At 69.7% G+C, this 25,273-nt stretch carries 29 protein-coding genes, 1 tRNA gene and 2 pseudogenes; 15 read left to right on the top strand and 17 right to left on the bottom strand.

The window, feature by feature from the left end; translation table 11 throughout:
• Positions 1–26: 26 nt before the first annotated feature.
• Positions 27–515 (bottom strand): HSP20 family small heat-shock protein, encoded by a 489-nt coding sequence (locus AB0I21_RS48850; protein ID WP_360571543.1) that lies wholly within the window; start codon positions 513–515, stop codon positions 27–29.
• A gap of 350 nt (positions 516–865) precedes the next feature.
• On the opposite strand from AB0I21_RS48850, the gene AB0I21_RS48845 reads away from it, so the two are divergent.
• Positions 866–1,453, top strand: a complete 588-nt coding sequence (locus AB0I21_RS48845; RefSeq protein WP_360571541.1) for a DnaJ C-terminal domain-containing protein — start codon at positions 866–868, stop codon at positions 1,451–1,453.
• Between the two features lie 127 nt (positions 1,454–1,580).
• Here AB0I21_RS48845 and AB0I21_RS48840 read toward each other — a convergent pair whose 3' ends face one another.
• Positions 1,581–1,955 (bottom strand): DUF2267 domain-containing protein, encoded by a 375-nt coding sequence (locus AB0I21_RS48840; RefSeq protein WP_360571540.1) that lies wholly within the window; start codon positions 1,953–1,955, stop codon positions 1,581–1,583.
• A 302-nt stretch (positions 1,956–2,257) separates the two neighbouring features.
• Between AB0I21_RS48840 and AB0I21_RS48835 the strand changes: the two are divergent.
• Positions 2,258–2,646, top strand: a pseudogene (locus tag AB0I21_RS48835) (methionine synthase); the annotation flags it as partial.
• 236 nt (positions 2,647–2,882) lie between these two features.
• Here AB0I21_RS48835 and AB0I21_RS48830 read toward each other — a convergent pair.
• Together AB0I21_RS48830 and AB0I21_RS48825 are read right to left on the bottom strand one after the other, a co-directional pair.
• The gene (locus tag AB0I21_RS48830) at positions 2,883–3,311 is read right to left on the bottom strand and encodes a hypothetical protein (RefSeq protein ID WP_360571538.1); all 429 of its coding nucleotides are present in this window, start codon (positions 3,309–3,311) and stop codon (positions 2,883–2,885) included.
• A 53-nt stretch (positions 3,312–3,364) separates the two neighbouring features.
• Positions 3,365–4,075, bottom strand: coding sequence for a hypothetical protein (locus AB0I21_RS48825; protein WP_360571536.1), 711 nt, complete (start codon positions 4,073–4,075; stop codon positions 3,365–3,367).
• Between the two features lie 165 nt (positions 4,076–4,240).
• Between AB0I21_RS48825 and AB0I21_RS48820 the strand changes: the two genes are divergently transcribed.
• The 4 genes from AB0I21_RS48820 to AB0I21_RS48805 all read left to right on the top strand — a co-directional run bounded on the left by AB0I21_RS48820 (position 4,241) and on the right by AB0I21_RS48805 (position 7,346).
• Positions 4,241–4,495 (top strand): hypothetical protein, encoded by a 255-nt coding sequence (locus AB0I21_RS48820; protein ID WP_360571534.1) that lies wholly within the window; start codon positions 4,241–4,243, stop codon positions 4,493–4,495.
• Between the two features lie 531 nt (positions 4,496–5,026).
• Positions 5,027–6,382: an NAD(P)/FAD-dependent oxidoreductase gene (locus AB0I21_RS48815; protein WP_360571533.1), complete on the top strand. Its 1,356-nt coding sequence runs from the start codon at positions 5,027–5,029 to the stop codon at positions 6,380–6,382.
• Positions 6,383–6,561: 179 nt separating this feature from the next.
• Positions 6,562–7,008, top strand: a complete 447-nt coding sequence (locus AB0I21_RS48810; protein ID WP_360571531.1) for a VOC family protein — start codon at positions 6,562–6,564, stop codon at positions 7,006–7,008.
• Entirely contained in the window at positions 7,005–7,346 is a 342-nt protein-coding gene (locus tag AB0I21_RS48805) for a hypothetical protein (RefSeq protein ID WP_360571529.1), read from the top strand. Before AB0I21_RS48810 ends, AB0I21_RS48805 begins: the two co-directional genes overlap by 4 nt.
• Here the strand turns inward: AB0I21_RS48805 and AB0I21_RS48800 are convergent.
• From AB0I21_RS48800 to AB0I21_RS48785, 4 genes are all read right to left on the bottom strand, one after another.
• Positions 7,334–7,543: a hypothetical protein gene (locus AB0I21_RS48800; RefSeq protein WP_360571527.1), complete on the bottom strand. Its 210-nt coding sequence runs from the start codon at positions 7,541–7,543 to the stop codon at positions 7,334–7,336. The genes AB0I21_RS48805 and AB0I21_RS48800 overlap by 13 nt on opposite strands.
• Before the next feature lie 1,533 nt (positions 7,544–9,076).
• On the bottom strand, positions 9,077–10,315 hold the full coding sequence (locus AB0I21_RS48795; RefSeq protein ID WP_360571525.1) for a sigma-70 family RNA polymerase sigma factor: 1,239 nt from the start codon (positions 10,313–10,315) through the stop codon (positions 9,077–9,079).
• A gap of 64 nt (positions 10,316–10,379) precedes the next feature.
• Positions 10,380–10,751, bottom strand: a complete 372-nt coding sequence (locus AB0I21_RS48790; protein WP_344505985.1) for a YciI family protein — start codon at positions 10,749–10,751, stop codon at positions 10,380–10,382.
• Between the two features lie 33 nt (positions 10,752–10,784).
• Positions 10,785–11,435, bottom strand: a complete 651-nt coding sequence (locus AB0I21_RS48785; protein WP_360571523.1) for a DUF998 domain-containing protein — start codon at positions 11,433–11,435, stop codon at positions 10,785–10,787.
• Between the two features lie 150 nt (positions 11,436–11,585).
• On the opposite strand from AB0I21_RS48785, the gene AB0I21_RS48780 reads away from it, so the two are divergent.
• On the top strand, positions 11,586–12,011 hold the full coding sequence (locus tag AB0I21_RS48780; RefSeq protein ID WP_360571522.1) for a hypothetical protein: 426 nt from the start codon (positions 11,586–11,588) through the stop codon (positions 12,009–12,011).
• Positions 12,012–12,124: 113 nt separating this feature from the next.
• Positions 12,125–12,252, top strand: a tRNA-OTHER gene (locus AB0I21_RS48775).
• 84 nt (positions 12,253–12,336) lie between these two features.
• On the opposite strand, the gene AB0I21_RS48770 is transcribed toward AB0I21_RS48775, so the two are convergent.
• Complete coding sequence (locus AB0I21_RS48770) at positions 12,337–13,473, bottom strand: hypothetical protein (RefSeq protein ID WP_360571520.1); 1,137 nt, start codon at positions 13,471–13,473, stop codon at positions 12,337–12,339.
• A 399-nt stretch (positions 13,474–13,872) separates the two neighbouring features.
• On the opposite strand from AB0I21_RS48770, the gene AB0I21_RS48765 reads away from it, so the two are divergent.
• A complete protein-coding gene (locus AB0I21_RS48765; RefSeq protein WP_360571518.1) occupies positions 13,873–15,480 on the top strand; it encodes a cellulase family glycosylhydrolase in 1,608 nt (535 codons plus the stop codon).
• Positions 15,481–15,672: 192 nt separating this feature from the next.
• The gene (locus AB0I21_RS48760; RefSeq protein WP_360571517.1) at positions 15,673–17,163 is read left to right on the top strand and encodes a transposase; all 1,491 of its coding nucleotides are present in this window, start codon (positions 15,673–15,675) and stop codon (positions 17,161–17,163) included.
• Between the two features lie 18 nt (positions 17,164–17,181).
• On the opposite strand, the gene AB0I21_RS48755 is transcribed toward AB0I21_RS48760, so the two are convergent.
• On the bottom strand, positions 17,182–17,502 hold the full coding sequence (locus tag AB0I21_RS48755; protein ID WP_360571576.1) for a DNA polymerase ligase N-terminal domain-containing protein: 321 nt from the start codon (positions 17,500–17,502) through the stop codon (positions 17,182–17,184).
• On the opposite strand from AB0I21_RS48755, the pseudogene AB0I21_RS48750 reads away from it, so the two are divergent.
• A pseudogene (locus tag AB0I21_RS48750) lies at positions 17,494–17,763 on the top strand (GNAT family N-acetyltransferase); the annotation flags it as partial. The gene AB0I21_RS48755 and the pseudogene AB0I21_RS48750 overlap by 9 nt on opposite strands.
• Before the next feature lie 206 nt (positions 17,764–17,969).
• Here the strand turns inward: AB0I21_RS48750 and AB0I21_RS48745 are convergent.
• From AB0I21_RS48745 to AB0I21_RS48730, 4 genes are all read right to left on the bottom strand, one after another.
• Positions 17,970–18,269, bottom strand: coding sequence for a hypothetical protein (locus AB0I21_RS48745; protein ID WP_360571578.1), 300 nt, complete (start codon positions 18,267–18,269; stop codon positions 17,970–17,972).
• A 105-nt stretch (positions 18,270–18,374) separates the two neighbouring features.
• The gene (locus AB0I21_RS48740; RefSeq protein ID WP_360571515.1) at positions 18,375–18,824 is read right to left on the bottom strand and encodes a hypothetical protein; all 450 of its coding nucleotides are present in this window, start codon (positions 18,822–18,824) and stop codon (positions 18,375–18,377) included.
• A gap of 9 nt (positions 18,825–18,833) precedes the next feature.
• On the bottom strand, positions 18,834–19,997 hold the full coding sequence (locus AB0I21_RS48735) for an amidase domain-containing protein (RefSeq protein WP_360571513.1): 1,164 nt from the start codon (positions 19,995–19,997) through the stop codon (positions 18,834–18,836).
• Positions 19,998–20,096: 99 nt separating this feature from the next.
• Positions 20,097–20,462, bottom strand: a complete 366-nt coding sequence (locus AB0I21_RS48730; protein WP_360571511.1) for an MBL fold metallo-hydrolase — start codon at positions 20,460–20,462, stop codon at positions 20,097–20,099.
• Between the two features lie 255 nt (positions 20,463–20,717).
• Between AB0I21_RS48730 and AB0I21_RS48725 the strand changes: the two genes are divergently transcribed.
• The gene (locus AB0I21_RS48725) at positions 20,718–21,053 is read left to right on the top strand and encodes a hypothetical protein (RefSeq protein WP_360571509.1); all 336 of its coding nucleotides are present in this window, start codon (positions 20,718–20,720) and stop codon (positions 21,051–21,053) included.
• Here AB0I21_RS48725 and AB0I21_RS48720 read toward each other — a convergent pair.
• Positions 21,030–21,998: a nitronate monooxygenase gene (locus AB0I21_RS48720; RefSeq protein ID WP_360571507.1), complete on the bottom strand. Its 969-nt coding sequence runs from the start codon at positions 21,996–21,998 to the stop codon at positions 21,030–21,032. The genes AB0I21_RS48725 and AB0I21_RS48720 overlap by 24 nt on opposite strands.
• 101 nt (positions 21,999–22,099) lie before the next feature.
• On the opposite strand from AB0I21_RS48720, the gene AB0I21_RS48715 reads away from it, so the two are divergent.
• The 3 genes from AB0I21_RS48715 (at position 22,100) to AB0I21_RS48705 (ending at position 23,760) form a co-directional block, all read left to right on the top strand.
• The gene (locus AB0I21_RS48715) at positions 22,100–22,615 is read left to right on the top strand and encodes an AAA family ATPase (RefSeq protein WP_360571505.1); all 516 of its coding nucleotides are present in this window, start codon (positions 22,100–22,102) and stop codon (positions 22,613–22,615) included.
• Positions 22,616–22,683: 68 nt separating this feature from the next.
• On the top strand, positions 22,684–22,992 hold the full coding sequence (locus AB0I21_RS48710) for a hypothetical protein (RefSeq protein ID WP_360571503.1): 309 nt from the start codon (positions 22,684–22,686) through the stop codon (positions 22,990–22,992).
• Between the two features lie 42 nt (positions 22,993–23,034).
• Positions 23,035–23,760, top strand: coding sequence for a GAF and ANTAR domain-containing protein (locus AB0I21_RS48705; protein WP_360571501.1), 726 nt, complete (start codon positions 23,035–23,037; stop codon positions 23,758–23,760).
• 8 nt (positions 23,761–23,768) lie between these two features.
• Here AB0I21_RS48705 and pyrF read toward each other — a convergent pair whose 3' ends face one another.
• Together pyrF and AB0I21_RS48695 are read right to left on the bottom strand one after the other, a co-directional pair.
• Positions 23,769–24,476 carry an orotidine-5'-phosphate decarboxylase gene (gene pyrF / locus AB0I21_RS48700; protein WP_360571499.1) on the bottom strand — a complete coding sequence of 236 codons (708 nt, stop codon included), beginning with the start codon at positions 24,474–24,476 and terminating at the stop codon, positions 23,769–23,771.
• Positions 24,473–25,273: RNA-guided endonuclease TnpB family protein (locus AB0I21_RS48695; RefSeq protein ID WP_360571497.1), on the bottom strand; the 801-nt coding region annotated here is incomplete at its 5' end. The genes AB0I21_RS48695 and pyrF, both read right to left, overlap by 4 nt.

The raw sequence follows: 25,273 nt of genomic DNA, 5'->3' as shown, positions 1-25,273 counted from the left end.
GCAGCGGTGATCGCGCGGCGCGCGGGTCAGCTGGTCGCGCCGGCCGACTGACGGTCCTTCCCGGCCTCACCGGAGATCATTTTGTGGCCCTCGTGGGAGCCGATCGTCGCGCTCCCGGGCCGGGCGATCTCGATCTTGCGCGGCTTGGCCCGCTCAGCGACCGGGATGGTCAGCGTGAGCACACCGTCGCGGTACTCCGCCATGATGTCGTCGACGGCCAGCCCTTCGCCGAGGACCAGTTGCCTGCTGTAGGTGCCGGACGGGCGTTCGGAGACCAGGTACGTCGAGTCGTCCGGGTCGTGGCGGGTGCGCTCGGCGCGTACGGTCAGCGTCTGGTTCTCCGCCGACACGTCGAGGGAGTCGGTGTCAATGCCGGGCAGGTCGAAGCGGACCGTGAACTTGTCGCCGGTGCGTAGGCAGTCCATCGGCATCAACGACGGCGTGCGCGCCGTACCGAACGCCTCGGCGGTGAGCCGGTCAAGGTCGCGGAACGGGTCGAATCGCAGGGGAAACATAACGGACACACCTCCACAAACTGTCCTGAGGAAAGCTGTCGCTAGTGCGGGCCGACCTCACGTGGCCCGGGCTGGCGCAGCGGGCCTCGCGCTGAATGGCCGTGAGCACCGCGGTCCGGTGCCACGCCTGCCACGAGTGATCAGTGACGCCGGTTCGGCGGCCTGCGGCAGGAGACGCGCCACCGCTGGCGGCGGTGATGATAATGGGCAGGGACCAGCAAGGCCATCATGATCACCTCCTGTCAGAACCTTCGTCCTTACCGGGAATCATGACCCAACCAACACATAAATTCTGTACTCACCACTGCAGGATTTGTCAAGTGCGTTGCCCCCTGCCGCCATGATCAACCGTGTTGGACGTGGCAGGCCGGGGTTTGCGCTCGTCCGTCGGAGGTGGCGAAGCTGCTCGACCTCGGCGGCGCGTTGCGCGAGGCGACCGCCTCGCTGAACTCGGGGCGGTAGCTTTCCGAGCACCTCCGCGCCGGCCGGCTCGCCGGGACCCTGTCCAGCAGCGACGGACAGCGGATCCGCCTGGCCGGCAGGGCACCTCGGGCCTCGGCGGCGGACCTCGCGGCGATCTTTACCTGGTGGTGCGGCTGGCGCCGCACCCGCGATACCGCGTCGACGGACGGGACATCACCGTCGACCTGCCGGTCACTCCGTGGGAGGCGGCGGTGGGTGCAAGCGTGCCGGTGGCCACCCCGGCCGGCTCGGTGCAGGTCCCGCCGGGGTCGTCGTCCGGGAGCCGGTTGCGGCTGCGCGGCCGTGGCATGCCCAACCCAACAGGGCCCCTGGCGACCTGTACGCCAAAGTCCGAATCATCGTGCCGGCGCGGCCGCCCGCCGCCGAGCGCGAGCTGTGGCAGCGGCTGGCCGACGCGGCGCGATTCGACGCACGCGGCGAGCGCGCCGGGGGGCGAAGGGAGGCCGGTGATGTGACCCGGCTCCCGCACCATCCGGCGGCCGGACGCCCACCGGTGGGCCGTCGACAACGCAACCCGCGGCACCCGCGCTCGGTGTCCGTCGGCTGCAGCCGGTCGACGAGCCGGCTCCGCGGGGTCGCGGGTCAGCCGGCCAAGCCCGGTCGACCGAACAACGCCGCATAACCAGATGGAAGCTGTGTCAACACGTCGTTCAGCTCCCCGCCGGAGACGGCGTCGGCGACCGTGGACAGCACGGCACTGGCGTCCCACTCGGCAGTCCGCTCGGTCGCACCGGCACCGGCCGCCACCCGCCGCAGAAACTCCTCCACGCCGAACCGCCGCACACTGAGCATCTCGGCCGCCTCCGGCGGTAGCTGAGCAGCGAGATCGTCGACTTCGTCCGGGTTCAGGCGTGCCGCGAACGCCGAAAGAACCACTCGTGCGACCCGCTCCGCCTCCGCGACGTCGGGGTATTCACCCCGCTCCCGGATCGCCGCCAGGAATTCGTCGTACTTCATGCTCGCTCCCTTCAAGTCACCCGTCGAATGTCTCCCGCCGCGGACGTGACCGCAGCAGGTGATGCCCAACCGACTACGCGGCGGATACCCGACCCGTGTCACCACAACCATGCGGCGCCAGCAGCGTGTTCGCAGCGGTCGACGGACGATGACAGATGTTCATGGACAGGTAGGCGTCCCGGCCGTGGACGGCTACTCGTCTGCGGTGGGGGCGACCACCACACCGGAGACACCGCCGCCTTATGGACCTCGCCGAGATCCGACTGGCCATGAACGCGGCCCTCGACAAGGACCGGTTCCTCCAACTGCCCGCGCGTGGCTCGGGCGCGGACATGATCGGGCGCGGGGCGCGTTCCTGGTCGAGCTGCCGATCGAGCTGTACGCCACGCGGTGGCGCATGGCCGCGCGCTCCGGCCGCGACCTGCGCATCGCACGCGACCTGCTGGAACGCGACCTGGACACGATGACGGAGGAGGCCGCCGAGTTCGCGGACATGTTCCAGGTGCAGGTGCCGGGCCCGTGGATCCTGACGCCCTCGCACGGGCTACCGATCGGCGGGCAGGTGCTGCGCGAGCCGGGCGCCTCCCGCGGCCTTGCGGCCTCGCTCGCCGGCGGCGTCCGCACGAGCGTGCTGCTGCAGATCGACGAGCCGTCGCCGTCGGCGTTGCTGGCCGGACGAGTGCCGACCGAAGGCCGCTGGAGTGCGTCACGTTGGGTGACCGACGGTTCCGCCGCCGATGCTCTGACATGCCGAGATGAGCGCAGCCGGTCACTCAAAATATTCGGATGGTGTCTTACTGAGAAGCCAGTAGGCCAGCGCGGTCACTTACAGCTCACGCGGAGGCCGTGAGGTCGGTGGCCCCCTTTGCCGACCCAGCAGCGACGCGCGCCGGCCGCGCAACTCGTTGCAACGCCTCGGCGCCAGGACTAGGTGATCCGGTTCATGGCAGCCTGGATCTGCAGCCAGGACGGGTCACTCTCGGAGGCTTCGGTGACAGTTTCTAGATCGCCCGGCTGCCAGGTTCGGGTTCCGTCGGTGAGGTCAAGTTGGTCCATGTCGACGGCCGAAGCCTCAGAGGTACCGGCGAGGAAGTCGGTCACTGCGGCCGTTGACGCCTCGGCTGGGCCGGCCCGTCCGATCGAAAGCACGAGAAGCGTGCCGTCCCGGCCGGCAACGATCAGTTCACCTGTGGCGGTGGCCGTCAGAGCGGTCACTGCCGACCCGGGCAGCGTCTCATGTTCGGTCGCCTGTTTCCCGTCGATCTCGAGCTCGATGACGGCACCCTCCGGCGTCCCGATCCAGAGAACGCCCGGACGCGGCCCAAACGCGAGGTTGTGGCGCGACCAGGCGTGCATGCTGTCCAGCCACTCTTGCGGGTACGGGTATCCCGGACTCGGCTCCCCGAGTGTCAGGCCGAGAACGCGGCGCAGCGAGGGAAGTCGAACACCTCCAGCGAGTTGTCGTAGGCGTTGCCCCGCACCGCGAACTGCCGCCCGTCCGGGCTGAAGATAGGAGTCTCGTAGCCGTCGCAGTCGAGGACCAACGCCCGGCGCATCGGCCGCAGCACAGGCCCGGTGTCTCGAGAGAAGAGCACCAGCGTGGCACCCTGATCGCTCTGCATGGTGGCCAAGAGGCCACCGCCCGGATACGTCACAACTCCGGTGTCCCAGCGTGGGCCAATGGCGGTTGCGCCGGAGGCCAGGTCGAGCGTGATGGAGGACTCCCAGCCCTCCTCTCCGCCAGCTGGCGACAACCAGAGGGTCCGACCGTCCGGACTGAACGCCACGTCGCGGTGGTATTCGGTCGGTGGAACGCCCTCGATCCTGAAGGTGCCGGCGCGGGTCCAGCAGACCGTATGGTCGCCGTCCGTTACCGCGAGCTGCGGCTTCTCCGGATGCCAGGCGGCGGAGGGCGTCCGTTCGAACCGGTCATAGCCGGTGGCGTCATAGACGGCCGAGTCGGCACCGACAGCGCCGATCTCACGCAGCTGCCCGATCGCGTACTCCCAGATCCGAATCGCCGGACGTTCGGCGTCCCAACCGGCAATCAACGGCAGTCTGGGATGGCAGAGCAGCCGCTCGAGCGGGGCTTCGGAACGGATCTGCGCCAGGGTTTCCATCGGCGCACCGTAGCGGTGAGGGGGTCGAGCGATGGGCTTGCCAGGGCTGGCTGCTGGGTTGTCAAACTCGCCGACTTGCCGCAGTCATCCGGAGCTGCCGCGGGTCGTGCGCTACTGGATGGGACAGTAAGCGGTGCCCTAACCGCTAATGGAAGGAGGGACGCTGTGGATCGGGTGGTGGAAGCACTGATCGCGAGCATCGCCGCCCTCGAGACGGTCCTCCAGCAGCATCAGGACGACCGATCGGCCGGTAAAGCGCTCGAGGAGATCTCGTACCACCTTGGAGAGATGGGACCGGCTGAGCGCCGCGAGTTCGACGCCGCCATTGAGCGCGTCGCCACCAGGTGGGAAGCGGATGATCCGGACCGAGGCCATGGTGACTGGATCCGCCGGATACCCGGCCAGTTGGGGCTGCGCTGACGCGGCCCTCGCTCCCGCGCACAAGATCACGCGCGCACATCTGCCGCCCTCCGTTCCCGCCGATCGTTGACGCGTGAGTCACTGGTCGTAACCGACACTCGCCGGCGTGTTGTCCGGCGTTTTCGATGAGGACGTAGCCGTCGTTCGTGGTGGGGACGGGTGGCAGAGGAATGCCCCTGCCAGCGGTTGCTGGGCGGGGCGTTGGTCGTCGTGGTTGGCGTGCTGGTGGTCGTGGTGGTGCTGGTGGTGCCGGATCGGGCTATTCGGTCATGACTTCGCTGATCGCGGCGCGGTGGAGGTTTCGTCGACGATGGCTTTGCCGTCGGCGAAACACGAGGACTGTAACCGCAGTGTGTAGTCGGTCGGGCGCAGGGAAGGAAACACCGCGGCCAGTCCGCAGACCGGCCGTGATCCCAGTACCACCCAGTAGATGACCGGTTGAGGGCCGGATCGGCCAGCCGGACCCGGACGGGCCGGACTGGTACGCCGAGTTCATGGTCCGGGAGCCGGCCGGAGAGGAGCTACCGAGCGATGAGCGACCACGACGTGATCGTCCTGGGCGGCGGCTCGCCGGGCGAGCACTGCGCTGGCGAGCTGGCCGACGGCGGCCTGCGCGTGGCCGTGGTCGAGCGGGATCTGGTCGGGGGTGAGTGCTCGTACTGGGCGTGTATCCCGTCCAAGACGCTGCTGCGGCCCAGCGAGGCGGTGCACGGCGCGCGCGAGGCGGCGGCCACGGCCCGCGTCGACGTGCAGGAGTCGCTGGCCTACCGCGACGTCATGGTCTCGGACTACTCCGACGCCGGGCAGCGGCAATTTCTGGCGGGCAAGGGCATCGACCTGATCCGCGGCACCGGCCGGCTGGCCGGGCCGGGTGTGGTCGAGGTCGACGGCGTGCCCCACACCGCCCGGCACGTGGTGGTGGCCACCGGCTCGGACCCGGTCATACCGCCCGTCCCGGGCCTGCACGAACTGGACGGCATCTGGACCAGCCGCGAGGTGACCGGCATGAAGGCCGTCCCGCGCCGCCTGCTCATCCTCGGCGGCGGGCCGGTCGGCGCCGAGATGGCCCAGGCCGTCCGCCGCCTGGGCAGCGAGGTGGCCCTGGCCGAGGGCGCCGGGCATGTGCTGGCCCGCGAGCCCGAGCCGCTGGGCCATGCGCTCGGCGAGGTCCTGCGGGCCGACGGCGTCGAGCTGTTCCTGGGCATACGCGCGACCGCTGCGCGGCGCGACGGCGCGGAATACATCCTGACCCTCGATGACGGTCGCGAGCTGCGCGGCGACCACCTGCTCGTGGCCACGGGCAGGCGTCCGCGGATGCCCGCCGGCCTGGACTCGATCGGCGTCACCGCCGGCCCGCACGGCATCGGAGTCGACGCGCACCTGCGCGCCGGCGAGCGGCTGTGGGCCATCGGGGATGTGACCGGCATACGGCTGCTCACCCATGTCGGCAAATACCAGGGCGAGGTCGCCGCCGCGAACATCCTGGGCGAGCCCCGCGAGGCCCACTACGAGGCCATACCGGACGTCGTCTACACCGACCCGCAAGCGGCCGCAGTCGGCGCCACCGAGGCCGCTTTCAGCGCCACCGTCCCGGTGTCCGAGGTGGCCAAGACGGCCACGTACACCCACGCCTACGCCACCTCCAACGGTTTCCTGACCTTGCTGTCCGACGGCGACCGGCTGGCGGGTGCCTACGCGTTCGGACCCGAGGCCGGAGAGTGGCTGCAGCAGGCCACCCTGGCCATCCGCGCTCGTGTGCCGCTGGCGGTGCTGCGGGACGTCATCCAGCCCTTCCCCACCTTCTCAGAGATCTACGTCGCCGCGCTGAAAGCGCTCCGCGGCCAGATCACGGCCGCCCGCGAGCCGGCCACGGAGGGATCGCTATGACATCCGCCCGAATTACGCAGGGAACGCCAAGGACAGTCCCCTCGCCGGTCACATTCGGTCAGGAGCACGCCATGCGTGCGGACGTCGCACCCGGCGGACCTTCCCCGACTACGCGCCGACCGACCACACCAAGACCCCGCCGTAAGCGGGGTATGAGTCCCAACCAGTGGAGGTGCTAGATGGCCGAGCTCACATCCGCAGAGCGAATTGTGGTGGCCCATTTCATCGTCTCGGACGATGTCGAGCGCTCTCGGCGCTTCTACACCGAAGTGCTCGGCGGCAGGGTGGTCTTCTCCGGAGGGCCGACCTATGTCGCACTAGCCAACAGCTGGATCGTCATCAATGTTGGCGGAGGCCCGACCGACGACAAGCCCGCAGTCACCCTGGAGACGCCACGCGACCCCGACCGGGTCAGCAGTTTCCTCAATATTCGGGTCGCAGACATTCAGGCCGTGTACGCCGAATGGAGCGCCCGGGGTGCTCAATTCCTGACGCCGCCGAAGCAGCATCAGTACGAGATGCGTTGCTACATCCGCGATCCCGACGGTTATCTGATCGAGGTGGGGCAAACCACCGACCCAGAGGGGGACTGGTCGCCGTGGTTGCCGTCTCCCTCGGTGCCATGAAGACGGCGATGGTCGACACCTCGTTGTATGCGCGCCTCGCCGCCGCGCACCCCCTCGGACGGATGGGCGAGATCGCCGACGGAATCGTGCCCTACCACGCCTGCCACATGATCGCCGCGCCGACCGCCACGAGCAACAGCCCGAAGATCCGGTCGAGCGACCTTGACCAGCAACACGTTCTCGGCGCGCCGCTGCGGAGTCGGCTCGGGCCTCTCTTTGTGGTGCCCCATTTCCAGGGTGCGCAGCGCGTGTTCAGGTGGGTCGTCGAGCGAGCGGGACGCGGCCCGGTTCGCCCCCACCTAGCCATTAGGCTGGGTCGATGTCGTTACGGCCGGTAGCAGACCCAGGAGTTTGGGTCGTCGAACGAGCCGTAACGCGAGCGGGTGCCGGGGCCGTATTGCTGAAGGCACGCATCGTCCACGCTGACCGACTGATCCGGCCGGCCGTCCCCGCCGCATCGCCACCCGTACGCGTTGGGCTCGCGTAACAGCGCGTGCAGACCCCATCCGTCCTGGCAGTAGCGTTCGAGGTCCACGCCGCCGATGCTAGGCGGCGCTGGGTTCGGCGCCGGCGTGGTGGGAGTGGTGGTCTGCGTACTGCCCGGCCGTTGGGTATTGGCTGGCTGCCCGGGCCGGTCCATTGCTTGTCGGCCGTTGCTGCCAGAGCGTCGGCAACGCAGCCGCCTAACTCTGACGAGCCCCCGTAACCGAGCGAATGTGCGCAGCTCAGCGCTCGCAGTAGTAAGTCGCCGGGATCGCTGATTCCAGCGAATAGGGACAGCACCCCCGAGATGAAGGTGGCCGGAGCGTCCGGCCGGAACGACAAGGCGGGTCCACCAGGTACCGCCCGGTAGGTGAAATCGGCAGTCGCTCCGGGCGGCAACGGCAGGGAGTGCCATTGCGCCAGTGCACGGATGACCGCCCCACCGGCGCTGGTTACCTTGTCCAAGACGCCGGAGACCACCACGTCATGGATCTCCAGTCCTCGGGTCGGCTCTACAGATAGATAGAAGCCCCGGTTGTTGACCAGCCGCAGGCTGCCGCCATTCTGATCACCGACTACACAAGCGAGGACTGGCGGCTCTTTCATGCTGGACAACGGGTAGCGCAGCTCCGGGCCGGGACCGTTGCAGGAAGGCGGAGAGCCGCGGAAGTGGGCCAGCCATTCTCCCAGCAGTTTACGTAGCGCCTGATAGAACATGTCGATGAAGTCGCCATACCAGCTGAGATGGCCGGTCAGAACCGTGACCGTGCGGCTGGCCGCATCGTAGTGGCCCACCTCGGTCCCCCACTGACCACCCGACAAGAACGGCACGAGAGTGGAGCCATCCGCGCCCACGGCCGGTTCAAGGTGACGGGCAAAGTGACCTCGACGGGCTTGACGACATGTGCCCCACCCACGTCAAACTCGTACCCGCCGACCGGTGCCCCGTCGGGCGGGTTCTCGACCGTCCGACTAATCCGTACTGTGGTATCGCGATCGAGCGAACCGGCAGGCAGCCGAAGAACCGCACCGTTCTGCCGCACCGTGTTGTCCTGCGCTGCCTTAACAGGCACGCGGTCTGCGTCTTTGGACTGAGACCGGGACGAGCACCCGACCGGCGCCAATACGAGCAACGACACCATCGCCAGCACCAGCGACCGGGGGCGCCCGGCACGGGGAAGCCACCGCACGCTCCGGACGTTACGCGCGTCCAACAGCCACATCGCCCCCCGTTCGCCTCTAGGTACCCGCCCGAACGAACCCTCCCCGGTCGGCGGAAGGTCCGCAGAGCACAGCGATCGACCGACCCTGTTCCGGCGACGAAACCCAACGATTATGAGGTCTCTTTGCGTTCGCTGATCGGCAAGCGAACACCACGCGGCCCGACATCAACGCGCGCGATTACCCGAGGCGGAAACATCGAACGGAGCACCAATCCCCGAACCTTAAGCGCAACCATGATCACGTTTCCGCACATGCCGCAGGTCGTGCGCGATTGGCGAACGATGACCGTCACGCTTCGTACGCAACGCCGAGAGCATCGGTGCGCACTCGTGCCGATGTGCGGACGCTGGCCGGCGATCGGTCAGCCGAGGCGGCGGGCTCGGCGTTGGAGGTACCGCTGTTCGACCTGGTTCTGGGTCAGGGCGGATGCTTCGCGGTACTGTTCCGCCGCGCCGGTGGTGTCACCGGTCATCTCGAGCAGATGCGCGCGAACGGCGCGTTCGCGTTGCCGGGTCAGCGGTTCCTCGTCCAGGTGATAGCCCCGGTTGAGGTCGTCGAGCAGGGCCAGCCCGCGGGCCGGCCCGTACGCGTGCGCGACCGCGACCACCCGGCTCAGCCGCACCGGCGCGGTCGGACTGAGTCGTTCGAGACCCAGGTACAGTGCCGCGATCTGTGGCCAGTCCGTGCGGTCCGGCGACGCGGCCGCGGCGTGCACGGCCGCGATCGCCGCCTGCAACTGGTATGGGCCGACCTCGCGCCGGCGCCAGACGCTGTCGATCAGCTCGGTGCCCTCACGGATCAGCTCGGGATCCCACCGGGTTCTGTCCTGCTCCTCCAACGGCAACAGCTCGTCGCCGTCGGTACGGGCGGCGCGTCGCGACTCGGTCAGCAGCATCAGGGCGAGCAGCCCTGTCACCTCGGCGTCGTCCGGCAGGGAGTCGCGGAGCATGCGGGTCAGCCGGATCGCCTCGCGGGTCAGGTCGACGCGGGCGAGCTCATCGCCGGTGGAGGCGGTGTAGCCCTCGTTGAAGATCAGGTAGAGCACCTGCATGACGGCGTTCATCCGGCTGTCGCGGTCGGCGTCGGCCGGCGGGGTGAACCGGGCACCGGCACGGGCCAGTTGCTGCTTGGCGCGGCTGATCCGGGCACCCATGGTGTTCTCGGCCGTCCCGTAGGCGTGTGCGATCTCCGTGGTCGTCAGGCCGCCGACCGCACGCAACGTGAGCGCCACCTGAGAGGTGGGGCTCAGCGCGGGGTGGCAGCACAGCAGCAGGATCGTGAGACTGTCGTCGGCTTCCAGCGCGGGGCGCGCCCGTCGGGCCGGGTCCTGCATCGCCAGTTCGCTGATGCCGGCGTGCCGTTCGCGGCGGCGTCGGGCCTGGTCGGTGCGGAGCAGATCGACCATCCGCCGGTACCCGATCCGGATCAGCCAGCTGCGCGGGTTCTCCGGCACGCCGTCCGTCGGCCACGCCCGGCTCGCGACGAGCAGCGCCTCCTGTACCGCGTCCTCGGCGGCGTCGAAGTGGCCGAAGCGCCGCACCAGCGCGCCGAGCACCTGCGGCGCCTCGGTGCGCAGCAGGTGCTCGACGTCCGGCGTCACGCCGGTACCGCCGTTCGTATGTCCGCCCGGTCTGCCGCCGCCCGGCGACGCTGGGTACGGCGGGTCATGCCGCGAAGTCCGCGCCCATGATCGGCCGGATCTCCATCGGCTCGCCCAGCACCTCGACCATCCGCGAGACGATCTCGACGGCACGCTCCTGGCTGCCCACGTCGATCACCGCGAAGCTGGCCAGGACCTCCTTGAGCTCGACGAACGGGCCATCTGTGGCCACCACGCCGGTCGGGGTCCTGCGGACCGTGGTGCTGACCGCCGGGTGACCGAGCCCTTCGCTGCTGACGAACTCGCCGGTCTCGACCAGCTCCTGTTCGAACCGCTGGTACGCGGCGAACGCGGCCAGCGCCTCGTCGGACGGGGTGTCGGCGGTCGCAGCGTCCCAGGCGGCGGCCGGCGTGTAGCTGAGCAGCAGATACTTCATGGTCATCCTCGTGCTCGCAGGGCTTGGATCACGCTACGCCGACCAGCTCGAACGGCGCAGGGAGACGGCGACGACCGTCGTCCAGGTGAAGGCCACCAGGCCGTTCACGGCGATCTGGATACTCATGTGGCTCGGCGACATCGGCATCAGCAGGATGAGCGCGGCGAGGCCGTTCAGCACCGCCGGCAGGGCAGCGCGACGGCGGGCCTGACGAACGGTCAGCACGATGGCTGCGGCGGCCAGCGCGGTGAAGGCGATCGCTGCCGCCGCCGAGTGCGCGATGCTGTGCCAGGACATCTCGCCGACCGGCCCGTCAGCAGCCCCTACCGGGAAGCCGTACTCCGGATCCATGACGAACACCCCCGCCGCGACGAGCCCGGCACCGAAGATCCCGACGAAGATCGGCAGCACACGCCGGCCGGCGCCCTCGGTGAGCGTGCGTCGGACACCGACGGCGAGGGCGATCCCGCCGAAGCCGGCGAGCACGAACGTGGTGATCTGGATCCAGCCGAGACCTCCGTTGGCCAGCTGGCTGATCGGGTGCCGCGTGATGTCGTAGCCGTCCCGGGTGAGCATCTGCGTCACGGCTGAAGCGAAGAAGACCGGCCCAGCGAGGCTGCCGGCGAGGAGCAGGCGGTCGGCCGAGCGGCGTACTGCGGGACCGGTGGCGGCGATGGTGGTCATGACTTCCTCCGTGGTGAGTGGTTGCCGCTACCTCGTGGCCCGACCGCGAACCTTGACGCCCAGGCGGGGTGTCCTGGGTCACATCACGTAGATGTCAAAGCCCGGGCGTCACCTCCGAGGTGCCGGCAAGCAACCGCCAAGGAGGACACGATGTCTGAGAACACCCAGCCGAGCCCCGAACTGACCGCCCTGGACCGTCTGGTCGGCACCTGGACGGTAACCGGCGGCGCCGAGGGAACCGTGCGGTACGAGTGGATGGACGGCCGGTTCTTCCTGCTCCAGCACGTCGAACTGAACCAGTTCGGCCAAGCCGTCACCGGGCTGGAAGTCATCGGCAACCTGCACCCGTTCGGCGAGCCGGCCGGCGCCGACGTGGTGTCGCGGTTCTACGACGCAGCCGGCAACACCTTCGACTACGTCTACGAACTCGTCGGCGACAAGCTGACCATCTGGGCCGGGGCGAAAGGCAGCCCGGCCTACTACGAGGGCACGTTCAGCGCCGACGACACCACGGTCACCGGGGAATGGACCTACCCCGGCGGAGGCGGCTACGCCTCCGCCATGACCCGGATCTGAGATCGGAAGACCGCAGCGACCCGGACGTTCCCGGACGTCCGGAGCCGCGATCCGCTCGCTGCGCTGCCCATAACCCGTCGACGTGGCTGGAGAGATTGAGCCATGCTGTGTCCGGACCGGTGGCAGAGTCGGGTTATAGCAGCGCTACGAGCCGAAGGCCGGGCACGCACGGGCGGCTCGAAGGCGCGTGGGGTCGCCGGCGTGCCACGCCCCACCGGGGGTTCAAATCCCCTCCGGTCCGACACATCCTCACCTGCCACGATCCGCCCGTGCGCCCGACGGCCGGACGGCCGATGTACGGATGCGCAGGTTGGGCCTGGGTCGGTCATGACGGGCCGAGCGCGCGTAGGGAGGCGAGCCGGTCGGGCGGCAGGCAGTCGGTCAGGTTCCGCTCCAGGTCGACCAGCTCAAGGTCGACCGCATACACCACGAAGTCGTCGGTGACTGGCAGCGTGTCCGACCAGTCGCGGAGGTTGAGCCGAGCGGCCGCCGAACACAACAGTCGACGCCCGATCTCGGATCCGGCGCCGGGGTCGGCCGCGTCGAGCAGGGCGAGCTCCTGCCACACCAGCCGCACCGGTCCCGCCTCGGCAAGGTCGAGGTCGGTACCGGTCTCGAAGTCGGCCGGCGACCATGCGGCATGCGGGTCGATCGCCGCCAGGGCGGCGCGCTCGTCCGCGGTGCACGCGTGGACCTCGACGGACAGCGCACGCGATTGGTGATAGCTCAGCGCGACGCAGGCGGCGGGGCCGTTGACCGTCAGGCGCGCCACGGCGTCCGGGATCAACGCGACCAGGGCGTCCTCGATCGCCCGGCATGCCACGTCGAGGTCGAACCCGGCCGGCGGCCGCTCGTAGCACACTTCGGACCAGTGGCCCATGACCTCGACGAGGCGGACCAGGCCGTCGTCGTCGTGTTCGGCCATCAGCGTTGAACGTGGCCGACCGTCGTGCTCGATCTCGACACGGCTGATCCGCCCGTGGGCGTACGTATACGACTCTCGCCCCGAGCCGCGCCGCGCGACGGTGTCAGCCGAGCGCATCAGCCCACCCACGAAACGGTACTCGTGCAGGTAGATGGGCCCGTCCGTGTCGAAATGCGCCACCTCCACCACGTCGCTGCCGTGGCGGACGAACGTCTCGTAGTACAGGCGGCCGCGCAGGAAGCCGGAGTACTCCTCGGTCACCACAGCTCGGCCCTCGGCGTCGAAACCGATCCGCAGGACATCCCGGTCCGCCGGCGGTCGCGTATCCAGCCTGCGGCCGGGCCTGAGCAGGTCCCGTTCGAAGTGCAACGGACGCAGATCCAGGCCCGGCCAGCTGTACCAGTCCCAGCGCTCGACGAGCGCGGTCGCCGCCCGCTTGCGGGCGCCGTATTCGCCAGCGAGCTGGGCAAACCGGGAAGCAAGATCGGACACGTCCTGGATCTTACGAGTCGCCTCGCCGGCCCGGCGCCGGCACATCCGGATCTGGCCGCGATCAGCGCGGCACCTCCCAGCGACGGACGACCGACGCCGCCGATGTGCGTGCAGCCGGTCGGCGCTGAGCCGCGAATCCGCGCCCCGGTCGTGGTTCGGGACCGCTGTCCGGAGCCGGAGTGTTACGCCGTCCCTGACGGCCGAGTGGCGGTGTCCCGCCCGCTGGTCAGGCAACCAGGATTGTCGACGATTTCCGAAAGATGCAGAGCCGGTTTCGCGGTCGTCGACGGAAAACCGCTGTTCAGCGGCCTTCGGCGGCCTAACGAACACGTTCGTCGAAGCGCATCGATTGACACCCGTTGCGGCCGTGGCAACACTCCTCGCCAGGTTCGGACCGGAGACGCCGCCACGTCCGGCGCTCGAGACCGTACGAGAGGAATCTGCATGAGTTCGAGAGTTAGGAGGGCCGGGCTCGCAGTCTTTGCCGCCGGCCTGGCCCTCACCGGAGCCGTGTACGGCGTGGCGAGGTCGACCGCGGCCAACGCCGCGGCGCAGCTGACCGCTCCCCAACTGGTCGCCGAGATGGGCGCCGGGTGGAACCTCGGCAACCAGCTGGAGGCCAACGCCAATGGCATTCCCAGCGAGACGGCCTGGGGCAACCCGGTCATCACCCAGGCTCTCATCGACCGGGTGAAGGCATCGGGCTTCAAGACGATCCGCATCCCCGTGTCGTACCTGGGAAAGATCGGGGCCGGCCCGAACTACACCGTCGACTCGGCCTGGTTGAGCCGGATCCAGGAGGTCGTCAACTACGCCTACAACTCCGGCCTGTACGTGCTGATCAACATGCACGGCGACGGCTACAAGAGCGTGACCGGCTCCTGGCTGGTCTGCGACGCGTCGGACCAGACCACGATCAAGGCCAAATACCAGAAGGTGTGGCAGCAGGTCGCGACGAAGTTCGCGAGCTACAACGATCACCTGATCTTCGAGTCGATGAACGAGGAGTTCGACGGACAGTACGGCAACCCCAGCCAGCCGTGCTACTCGAACATCGTCGCCTACAACCAGATCTTCGTCGACACCGTCCGGCGGACCGGCGGCACCAACGCGTCGCGATGGTTGCTCATTCCGGGCTGGAACACCAACATCGAGTACACGACGGGCAGCTACGGCTTCTCGCTGCCCACCGACACCTATCGGTCGTCCTCCATCCCGAGCGGCGAGCAGCGACTCATGATCTCCGTGCACTACTACGACCCGTGGGACTTCGCGGGTCAAGAGGACGGCAACATCACGCAGTGGGGTGCGGCCGCGACCAACCCGGCCAAGAAGTCGACCTGGGGTCAGGAAGACTACATGGACCAGACGCTGAAGAAGATGTATGACACCTTCGTCACCAAGGGATATCCGTTCTTCGTCGGTGAGTACGGCTCGGTCGACAAGACGTCGGCCGACGCGGCGAACAACACCTACCGTGCGAACTTCGCCAAGGCAGTGGTCGCCACCGCGAAGAAGTACGGCGGGGCGAGCGCCTACTGGGACAACGGATACAACGGCCAGTACGGGCTCGGCCTGTTCAACCGCAGCTCCAACACGGTAACCCAGCAGGGCATCATCAGCGCCATCATCAACGCCGCCGGCGGCACGTCTCCCACCACCCCGCCCGTCTCGCCGTCGCCGTCCAAGACACCCGGATCGCCGTCGCCCTCGCCCTCGAAGAGCAGCCCGGGCGGTGCCGGCACCTGCCGGGTCGTGAACGCGGTCAGCGCATGGAACACCGGCCTGACCAACAACATCACGATCACCAACACGGGCAGCACCGCCATCAACGGCTGGAACCTGGTCTTCACTCTCCCCTCCGGGCAGACCATCACCGGCGGCTGGAGCGCGACCTATTCCCCGTCCAGCGGCACCGTGACCGCGACCAACGTCAGCTACAACGGCACGCTCGCCGCGGGCGCCTCCGCCACCATCGGCTACCAGGCCAACCACACCGGCAACGCCGGCGCCCCCACCGGCTTCAAGCTCAACGGCTCCACCTGCAGCTGAACCCCGGATCTCCGGCACGAAGCCGGAGTGGTTCTGCGCCCCGATCGGGCCGGACGGTGCACCGTCCGGCCCGATCGCGCTCGCCGCGCCGATGACGGACGGCGGGTCCACTCAGTTCGAACCGGTCGCTAGGGCTGTGTCCACGAACGTTGGCCGGGATTTTCTGTCATACCCCTGTGCTTGAGTGTTCGCATGTCTCGCCGTCGTGATCCTGCTGCTGCTCGGGTGGTGCACCGCACCTGCCGGGTGGGGTTGCGGACCACGCGTGGTCAGCGGGAGCGGTGCTTCGGGCTGCTGCGCTCGGCCGGCGACGTGTGGGCGTGTGTGCTGGAGGTCAACCACTGGCGGTGGCGGCATCAGGCGCCGCCGGTGGTGTCGTACCAGGCCTTGTGCCGGGAGCTGTCCACGGCCGGGCCAGGCACCTTCGGTGACCTGGACACGACGGGTGCCAGGTCAGTGTTGCGACGGTATTCGGATGCGTGGTTCGCGGCGGCGAAACGCCGTCGGACCGGTGACCTGTCCGCGCGGTTTCCGCGCAGGCGGCGTGGGCTGCTGCCGGTCCGCTACTACCACGGCACCTACACCCTGGACGGGCGGCGCCTGCGGCTGCCGGTCACGCGTGGGTGTGCACCGTTGTGGCTGCGCCTGGACCGGACGGTGCCGTACCCGCCCGAGCAGGTCCGGTCCGTGACCCTGTTGGCCGAGGGCGGCCGGTTGTGGGTCGAGGTCACCGCCGAAGTACCCGTCACCGTGTATCCGGCAGGCGCCGGTCCGGACCCGGCCCGGGTCGCCGGCGTCGACCTCGGCGTCATCCACCCGTACGCGGTTGCCGGACCGGACGGGCACGGCCTGCTGGTATCCGGGCGAGCGGTCCGGGCCGAACACCGCATGCACCTCACCGACACCAGGCACCGCAGCCGGGCGACCGCCGCTCGAGCGCCGAAGCCCGGCGAGCGTGGATCACGGCGGTGGCGCAAGACCCGCCGCCGCGCCCGCCTGGTCGAGGCCCGGCACCAGCGCCGCGTCCGGCAGGCACAGCATGAGGCGGCGAAGACCGTGATCGGCTGGGCGGTGCAGCAGCAGGTCGGGATCCTGGCCGTCGGCGACCCCCGCGGCGTGCTCGACCTACCCGCCGGCCGCCGGCACAACCTGCGGCTACGGCAGTGGCAGGTCGGCCGCGCCATCGCCGTGCTGCGGGACAAGGCCGAACTCGCCGGCATCACCGTCCATCTCGTCGACGAACGCGGCACCTCCTCAACCTGCCCCAGCTGCCGCAACAAGATCACCAAACCAGCCGGTCGGACCATGACCTGCCGGCACTGCAACCTCACCGGGCACCGCGACCTGTTCGCGGCCGCCACCATCGCCACCCGCACCCCCGGGCACACCGGAGCTGCTGCGGGCGGCGGCACCAGCACCCCAGCGGCAGCAGTGCTGCCGCAGGTGCTCACGCACCGTCGAGCAGGACGGCACCTCCCCGGTGCCGGACTGTCCCGGCGTGACCCACGCCGACCCCCACCACGTCATCACGTCACCACCGCATCAGACGGCGGCGTGATGGCAGGCACGGCGGAGACGGCGGCACGGGTCCGTTGGCCGGCTGAGGCCCGCCCCAACCAGCATGGTGGGGAGTCGCTCGACGCATCCGTGCGGCGAGGAACCACAACACCACCAACCCGGTGAACGTTAGTGGTCACAGCACTAGGCCTTCATGAGGTGCAGCAGCCAGTCCGAGTCCGTTCTGATCAGCGCGTACGTTCGCGGGGCGCCCCGGCCGTGCAGTGTGAAGACGATGCGCTTGTCGTTGCGGTCCACCTCCTGCCACCAGCCGATGTCGGCAATCGACTTGTCGGCGTCGGTGTAGGTCAGGTGCTCGAGGTCATGGTCCGGCACCGCGACCGCCAGACGGTTGTGCCTCGGGTCGTCCGGCAGGCCGCGGGGAACCGCCCACGAGCGCAGGACCCCGTCCTCCTCCAAGCGCAGGTCGAAGTGGTGCCGCGGTTTGGCGTGCTCATGCAGCACGAACGTCGCCCGCCCCTGATCGTCCACGCCTCCCAGTCTGCCCGCTACGGGCGTCCGGAAATCCCTTGCGGGTGGTCGGCACCGAATGTCTGGGATGCCGACGGGGCGTTCGTCGGGTGGTGCGGCATGAGCCGGTTGAATCCGGTGTACCGCAGTGCATCGCTCGGCTACTGCTTCCACGATGCCGCGTGGGGCCACGGCTACGCGACGGAGGCCGCACGCGCGTTGCCGCGGTGGACGTTCGACACGCTGGACCTGAATCGAGTCCAAGCCGTGGGCTACGGGCTGATCAGGCAAGAACGGCGGCCGTCGTCCGAGCCCGTACCTGCCCGCTGGGTCGACGTCGCCCGGCATCCGGATGCATCGCTCCGCGGCGTCGAGGGCCCGGCGCGCTTGTGGCGGATTGAGCGGACCGGATCTTGTTCGGCGGCTCGACACCCGAGTCGACCAGTTCATCCGCCGAGCTCTTACTGCTGGTCGAGCGTGAACGGGGCGTCGGGGCACGTCAGCCACGCGAATATGCGTAGGGCGCCCCACCTGCCAACGAGCAGGCCAGCCGGTTGCTGCGCCGCGGTCGGCTTGGGATCTTTCGCGGGCCGCCACCGCTTCTGCGTGCCGCCGTCGTATTCCTTCGAGTCGATGACGAGCACCAGGGAGGTCGGCCCGGTGCATTGGCGGCACCGCGTGTCGCGCAGGTCCGTCAGGCTCCACTTCGCGTAGCCGCCAACCTTCCATCCCGGCGCCATGGCCACGTCGACATAGCTCACCCCGTCCTCATCCACCTGGCAGTGACCCCATAACCCTGACCAACGCCCGGCGCGGCGCCCGCGACAGCCCGGCGGCGTGATCGGCGGGAGCCGGTGCTAGACCGCTCAGCTGCAGGCGGGGGTGTCCGGCCTCGGAAACTGTTCGTCGACGGACGTGACCTGCCAGCCGCCCTCGGGCTTGAGCTGCATGCCGACGACGAAGCTCGCCGGCCCGCCGCCGATGACGCCGCGGAAGACGGCCTGACAGGCGCCGCCGCTCGTCATCCACAGCGCGTTGACGAACGTGAGCGACTCGACCAGCACCCGCTTGCCGCCGTACCGCTTGAGCTGCGCGTCGACCATCGCCCTCTCGCCGGTGGTGGCGCCGCGACCGTACGGCTCGGCCAGCTCGGTGAGGGCGTCCCGGTCATTGTCCGACAGGGCCTGCAGGTAGCTGCTGACGGTCGCCAGGGCTGTCGCGTTGCGCGGCCCGCCGCGGCCCAGCGTCACGTACAGCAGCACGCCGGCCGCCGCGATGACCAGCACCGCGGCGACCGTCAACAACCGTGCTCGCATCACGAGGTCTCAGGTCCTGTGCGCATACAACTGATACGTCCAAGTCTGGTAGCTGAGAATGTAGTTCAGCGAACGGTTGACGTAGTCGTGGTGATTGCTGCTGTGCTGGGTCATGTACTGGTCGCCCAAACCGAGCACCGGGTCGATGTAGATGTCGGTGCAGATCTGGGTGTGGTCGAGGATGTCGTCGGGCGGGTTGCCCTTCGGCCAGTTCCATTGGAGCACGTCGGACGGCACCATCCAATCGAGCTCACTGAGGATGTAGGTCCGGCCGGAGCCCGTGGCGAACCAGTACCAGTTCTCGGCGCCGCCCCAGGAGTAGGTCGTCGTCCAGGTGTAGGAGCCCCGGAACCATTGTGAGTTGCTCGTCCGGTCCTGGCCGGGCCAGCTGCCGGTGTGCTGCCAGAAGCCGTAGTTCATGCACTCGGAGATGAACGCCGTGCAGTCGTCGCTGTAGTACAGGGCGCTCGGATCGTAGTTCAGGCCGTACCTGATCGCGTATTCGATCATCCGGCCGTAGTCGTACGCCACCTGGAGGTTCGCGCTCGTTCGGTCGCCGAATGTTTGCCCAGCAACCACTTTCGGGCTGCGCGGCGGCTCGCCCGTGCCCGGCTTGATGCCGCTGCCCTTGGCGGGGCCGGGACCCCGGAACTTCGCCGGCACGGCGTCGAGGAACTGGGTCTCGGGCAGGTCGCGGTAGTCGCTGGAGATGAACTGAGCGCTGTCCAGTCGAAGGACCCCACCGTCGCGGACGAACTGCACGTCGTGCTCGACAGTGTATGCAGTAAACCTCCCGCCGCACGCGCGGGGACTCACGAAGTACAGCGTGGTTTCCTCCCGAACCCGCGCAAGCGGTCGCGCCGCGTCGCCGCTCACCGACAGCACCGTGGTTTTGGTTTGCGACCGTTCGTAGCCACCGAACCGCCCGAAGACCGCCCGCCGGGATTTCAGCTGCTCGTGGTCGGACCGCTGCCGCTGCGTGAACGAACGCGTCGACGGCACAAGGAGATCCACCGGCCCCGCCGACGCGCCTCCGTGCGTCACCCGGAGCGCGCGCCCCGAGAAGTACTCCTGAACGAGCCCTTCGATGGCCGCCAGGTCGTCAGCGGCGGGAGCCGCCAGCGCGATGCCGGGCATCGCCGCGACCGCACCACCGAGCGCGATGCCGCTCATCAACGTACGCCGTTTCATGCTTCCCCGTTCCGTCGTGTTCCCCCGGCACTCTGTGCACGCGGAAGCTATCAACGGCGAGGAGTCAGTGTGGGGACACATTTACATACGTGAGTATTGCGAGGGGGATTTTGGGTCAGGGCGGTGCGGAATATGAGCAGCACCGCTCAAACGATCAGCAGTATTCGCGGCGTCGCCGTGGACGGGTTGCCACTGGGCGCGCTTCGCGTCGGCGATCCGGGCGATGGTGTCGGCGACGTCGGCTGCGGCGTGCACGGCCACGTCGTCGCCGGTGGGCAGTGGCAGGCCGTTGAGGTGGTCCGGGTGCGCGTGCGTGACGAAGGCGCCGAGCAGGGGCTTGCGCAGCGCCGCGATGCGGGCGGAGAGGGCACGGACGTCGGACTGCAGCAGGTTCGCGTCGATGAGCACGACACCGTCTGCGGACTCGACGAGGTAGCTGTCGACCAACAGACCGGGCAGGGCGGCGGTGTACGTGTGGGTGCAGTACCGGGACGTTGTGGCGCCGTTCCTCTCAGTGGCTACCGTGGAGCACCGACGGTAGGACGCGTCGCGGCCGACCGACAGAAGGGCACTTCCTGGTGCCTTTCGACGAGACCGACGCTCGGGGGTGCGTGTGTCGCTGGTGGTGCCGGACGTGATCGAGGAGAGCTGCGCGACGCGGCAAGCGTTGGAGCGCCTCGCGTCCAAGTGGCGGGGCTGACGGTGGAGCTCGATCTGGATGCGCCTGCGGGTGAGGTGCTGGCGGCCGACGTCGTCACGACGGCGAAGGCCGGGCGGTGGGCGGTCGTGCGGCTGCTCGCGGCGGGCGTCGTGCAGTCGCTGTTCGACGACAGCATCGGACCGGGCGGGCCCGGCACGCCGACCGTGCACGGGCACCTGGTCGTCACCCGGCGGGACACCGGTGAGGTCGTGCTCGCCGTGCCGCTGGGGCTCAAGCCCGACCTGGAACACGGGGACGCCGACTATCTCGGGTACGTGCAGAACCAGCTCGACGAGCTGACCGTCGGCGAGTTCCTAGACCGGTGGGGCACCACCTGAGCAGCGGGCCAGCGCGGCCTCGGCCTGGGCGGCGAGCGCTGGGACGAGCGCGGCGGCCGACGGCAGGTCGGTGATGAGGTCGACGCCCTCGCCGGCCCAGATCGGCAGCGGCGGGACGGCACCGCGGGCCACGTCGTCCTGGTAGTCGCGCCGGGCCTGCTCGTCGCCGGCGAGCTCGTCCTCGCGGTCGCGCCAGCGGTCGATGTACGGGTGGCGCAGCGTGCGGGCCGCGTACCGCGACGGCCAGCGCGACCCGCGGGCGATGTCCAGGACGCGGTTGCGTTCGGTGTCGTCGCCGCGCGCCGCCACGAGTGCCGACGCGGTGGCGGGAGGCACGAGCGCCTCGGTGGTCGCCTGGAACCTGGTGCCGATCACCGCCCCGGCCGCGCCGAGGACCAGCGCCGCCGCCACGCCCCGGCCGTCGGCGATGCCGCCCGCGGCGAGGACCGGCACCTGCCCGGCGAGGTCGGCGACCGCCGGCACGAACGGCAGGGTCGAGCGTCCACGCAGCGCGCCGTGCCCGCCCGCTTCCGTGCCCTGCGCGACGACGACGTCGGCGCCGAGGTCCAGCGCCTCGCGGGCCTCGGCGAGGTCGGTGACCTGGAGGATGAGCAGGGCGCCCGAGTCGCGGACGATGCGGGTGTACGGCCGTGCGTCGCCGAACGACAGCATGACGGCTCGCGGCCCGTACATGAGCGACCGCCGAACCGCGTCGACGGTCGTCATCCAGGTGAGGAAGCCTATCCCCCACGGCAGCCCGGTGGCCGCGGCGACCGGCGCCTCGCGCGCCAGCCACGCCGGGTCGCCGTCCGCGGCGCCGAGCATCCCGAGCCCGCCGCCCCGCGAGACGGCCGCCGCGAGCGCACCGCCGGCAGAGCCGCCCATGGGCGCCAGCATGATCGGGTGCCGCACTCCTACCAGGCTCGTGAACCGCGTCGACAGCATCCCCGCACGGTACTGTCGCCGCCATGTTGTTCGTGTACCGGACGCCCTACGAGGGGCCGTTGAGCAAGCGCGTCCGCTGAGGTTTGTGGCAGCCTGTCTGGGTGCTGATCGTGATGTGCGGGCTGCAGGGGACCGGGAAGAGCACCATCGCCGGGCAGCTGGCGCGGGAGCTGCCGGCGCCGATCCTGCCCGTCGACCCGGTCGAGGTCGCGCTGTGGGCCGCCGGCGTCGACCGTGACCAGCCGACGGGGCTCGCCGCGTTCGTCGTGGTCGGTGCCCTCGCCGGCGCGATGCTCAAGCTCGGCCAGACCGTGATCGTCGACGCCGTCAACGACGCCGAGGTCGCCCGCCAGCAGTGGCGTGACCTGTCCGCCCGGCACGAGGTGCCGCTGCGGTTCGTCGAGGTGGTCTGCTCCGACGAGGCCCTGCACCGCCGCCGCCTCGCCGAGCGGGCCGACAACCCGATCGCCGGCGACGCCGAACCCACCTGGGAGTCGGTGCTGGCCCGGCGGGACGGCTTCGCCAGCTGGACCGACGACCGGCTCGTCCTCGACTCCGTCGACGACGTCCCGGCCAACGTCGCCCGCGCGCTCGCGTACGTGCGAACCTCTCCATGAGGCACCTCGCCGTCGACCGCCTGGACCGGCACCGGCCCGGCGGCCGAGGGCAGTGACGTAATTCGATCGTGGGCGGCGCCGCCGTCGGGCAGGATTCCGGGATGAGCGGAGCGCCTGAAGGTTTCACGTACCGGATCCGCAAGAGCGGCGACGTCAAGCTGCTGCATCACGGCCGGCCGGCGGGGGTGCTGCGGGGCACGGCCGCGGCACGGTTTCTGGCCGAGGTGGACGAGGGCGATCCGCAGGAGCTGATGGCGCGTCTGACGGGCAACTACAAGCACGGCAACGAGCGGGTCGCCAGGGACCATCCGCGCAACCGGCGCAGACAGATTGCTGGCGGGCGAGTAGGACGCGGCGGATCTGGGCAATGCAGATGAGATCAGATGATTTCAGTGCCGACCTCAGGAAGGCGGCCCGTCGTGACCGAGCATCCGCACTCGACCGCCGCGCAGCTGCTCGGGCTGCTGGTGCAGGCGCACGACCTGGACGACTTCCTCGACCGGCTGGTGCACGTCGCCGCCGCGGCGGTGACGCCGGCGGTGGCGTGCGGGGTGACGGTGCGGCGGGACGGGCGGCCGTTCTCGGTGGCGGTCAGTGACGAGCTGGCCGGTCAGGTCGACGAGATCCAGTACGGCGCCGACGAAGGGCCGTGCCTGGACGCGATGCGGGAGGCCGAGGTCATCCTCGTCGAGGATCTCAGGCGGGAGCGGCGCTGGAGCGCGTACCGGCCGCACGCGGTCGCGCACGGCATCGCGAGCTCACTGTCGATGCCGCTGATCATCGAGGGGCAGAGCCTCGGCGCGATGAACCTGTACGCGGCCGCCACACAGGTGTTCACCGCGCCGGTCCGGAAGCAGGCGGAAGGGATCGCGGCGCAGTGCACCGACGCACTCACGCTCACCGTCCGCCAGTTCCGCCAGTCCCAGCTGCTGGATCAGCTCGCCGAGGCCATGGTCTCCAGCAGCGTGATCGACCAGGCCATCGGCATCCTGATGGCGCAGCAGCGCTGCACCGCCGCCACCGCCTTCGACCTGCTGCGCCGGGCGTCGCAGAGCCGCAACCGCAAGCTCCGCGACGTGGCCGGCGACATCGTCACCAGGGTCAGCGGCGCACCGCCCGAGCCCCGGCCCGACTTCAGGGACTGACGGATCGCTCAGGTCGCCGCGGCCCGCAGGTCGTCGACGATGGCGGCGAGCACGGCGGCGGGGTCCGGGGCCCGGGTCAGGGCGCGGCCGATGACGATGTGTGACGCGCCGGCACGGAAGGCGTCCACCGGGTGTGCGGGGCGGGCGTGATCGCCGGCGGCCGGGGCGCCGGGCAGCGTGACGCCGGGCGTGACGATCAGCTGGTCCGGGCCGAGCAGCCGGCGCAGTGCGGCCGCGTCGTGCGGGGAGGCGACGACGCCGTGGCAGCCGGCCCGCCGCGCCAGCAGCGCGAGGCGGGTGACCTGCTCCTCGGTGGTGGCGTCGATGCCGACCTCGGCGAGGTCCGCGGCGGTGAGGCTGGTGACGACGGTCAGCGCGACGACGCGCAGCCGCGGGGACGGCGCGGCCGCTTCCACCGCCGCGGCCAGGATCCTGGATCCCGCCGTGGCGTGGACGGTGACCATGGTGGCGCCGTGGCGGGCGGCCGCTCGTACGGCGGCGGCGACGGACGACGGGATCTCGAAGAGCTTCAGGTCCAGGAAGACGTCCTTGCCGGCGGCGGCGAGCCCGGCGGCCAGGGACGGGCCCGCGGCGGTCAGGAGTTCCAGTCCGATCTTGTACGCTTGACCGGCGTCGCCGAGACGGTCGACCGTCGCGGCGGCGTCCTGGGCGTTGTCGTGGTCGAGCGCGACGATGACGCGACGGGACAGATTCACGGCGAGCAGTTTGGCTTGACAGTCCTCCCCGTCCTAAGGGCGGGGATTCCCTGGGTCGCCCCAGGGGGTTCCTGCTTCACCGACGACTGCCCCGTCCGAGAGGACTCTCGTTGAGGTCTTACACCGCCTCCACAGGCGATCACGGAGAGCCCCTCCGCGAGAATGTTGCGGGCCGCGTTCACGTCACGTTCGTGGGTCTGCCCGCATCGGCAGGTCCACGACCGCACGTGCAGCGGCATCCGCGCAGCGAGCGCACCACAGGTCGAGCACAGCTTGGACGACGGGAACCAGCGGTCCACGGCGACCAGGGTCCGGCCGTGCCAGTCGGCCTTGTATTCGAGCATGGTGCGGAACTGCCGCCAGGCCGCGTCGCCGATGGCGCGGGCGAGGCGGTGGTTTCGGAGCATGTTGCGTACCGTCAGGTCCTCGATCACGATCGTTTGGTTTTCACGAACGAGTCGAGTGCTCAGTTTGTGCAGGTGATCCCTGCGCCGGTCGGTGATCCGGGCGTGGACGCGGGCGACCTTCAGCCGTGCCTTGGCCCGGTTCGCGGAGCCCTTCTCCTTGCGGGCGAGGTTGCGTTGGGCGCGGGCGAGCGCGGCCCGGTCCCGGCGCTCATGCTTGGGGTTGGTGACCTTCTCGCCGGTGGACAGGGTGAGCAGGCTGTCCAGGCCGGCGTCGACACCGACCGCGCCCGTGGCCGGGCCGGGCTCGATCCGGTCGTCGCAGAGCAGCGACACGAACCAGCGCCCAGCGGTGTCCTGGGACACGGTGACCGTGGACGGCGATGCTCCCTC

The organism is Dactylosporangium sp. NPDC050588, from assembly GCF_040654975.1.
GTDB classification, from domain to species: domain Bacteria; phylum Actinomycetota; class Actinomycetes; order Mycobacteriales; family Micromonosporaceae; genus Dactylosporangium; species Dactylosporangium maewongense.
This window is presented reverse-complemented; position numbering and strand designations above follow the sequence as displayed.

Coding starts and splice junctions, on each gene's coding strand:
- AB0I21_RS48850 (WP_360571543.1), bottom strand. CDS start 515: ATGTTTCCCCTGCGATTCGACCCGTTCCGCGACCTTGACCGGCTCACC.
- AB0I21_RS48840 (WP_360571540.1), bottom strand. CDS start 1,955: ATGAAGTACGACGAATTCCTGGCGGCGATCCGGGAGCGGGGTGAATAC.
- AB0I21_RS48830 (WP_360571538.1), bottom strand. CDS start 3,311: ATGCACGCCTGGTCGCGCCACAACCTCGCGTTTGGGCCGCGTCCGGGC.
- AB0I21_RS48825 (WP_360571536.1), bottom strand. CDS start 4,075: ATGGAAACCCTGGCGCAGATCCGTTCCGAAGCCCCGCTCGAGCGGCTG.
- AB0I21_RS48815 (WP_360571533.1), top strand. CDS start 5,027: ATGAGCGACCACGACGTGATCGTCCTGGGCGGCGGCTCGCCGGGCGAG.
- AB0I21_RS48810 (WP_360571531.1), top strand. CDS start 6,562: ATGGCCGAGCTCACATCCGCAGAGCGAATTGTGGTGGCCCATTTCATC.
- AB0I21_RS48805 (WP_360571529.1), top strand. CDS start 7,005: ATGAAGACGGCGATGGTCGACACCTCGTTGTATGCGCGCCTCGCCGCC.
- AB0I21_RS48790 (WP_344505985.1), bottom strand. CDS start 10,751: ATGAAGTATCTGCTGCTCAGCTACACGCCGGCCGCCGCCTGGGACGCT.
- AB0I21_RS48785 (WP_360571523.1), bottom strand. CDS start 11,435: ATGACCACCATCGCCGCCACCGGTCCCGCAGTACGCCGCTCGGCCGAC.
- AB0I21_RS48780 (WP_360571522.1), top strand. CDS start 11,586: ATGTCTGAGAACACCCAGCCGAGCCCCGAACTGACCGCCCTGGACCGT.
- AB0I21_RS48770 (WP_360571520.1), bottom strand. CDS start 13,473: ATGTGCCGGCGCCGGGCCGGCGAGGCGACTCGTAAGATCCAGGACGTG.
- AB0I21_RS48765 (WP_360571518.1), top strand. CDS start 13,873: ATGAGTTCGAGAGTTAGGAGGGCCGGGCTCGCAGTCTTTGCCGCCGGC.
- AB0I21_RS48760 (WP_360571517.1), top strand. CDS start 15,673: ATGTCTCGCCGTCGTGATCCTGCTGCTGCTCGGGTGGTGCACCGCACC.
- AB0I21_RS48740 (WP_360571515.1), bottom strand. CDS start 18,824: ATGCGAGCACGGTTGTTGACGGTCGCCGCGGTGCTGGTCATCGCGGCG.
- AB0I21_RS48735 (WP_360571513.1), bottom strand. CDS start 19,997: ATGAGCGGCATCGCGCTCGGTGGTGCGGTCGCGGCGATGCCCGGCATC.
- AB0I21_RS48720 (WP_360571507.1), bottom strand. CDS start 21,998: ATGCTGTCGACGCGGTTCACGAGCCTGGTAGGAGTGCGGCACCCGATC.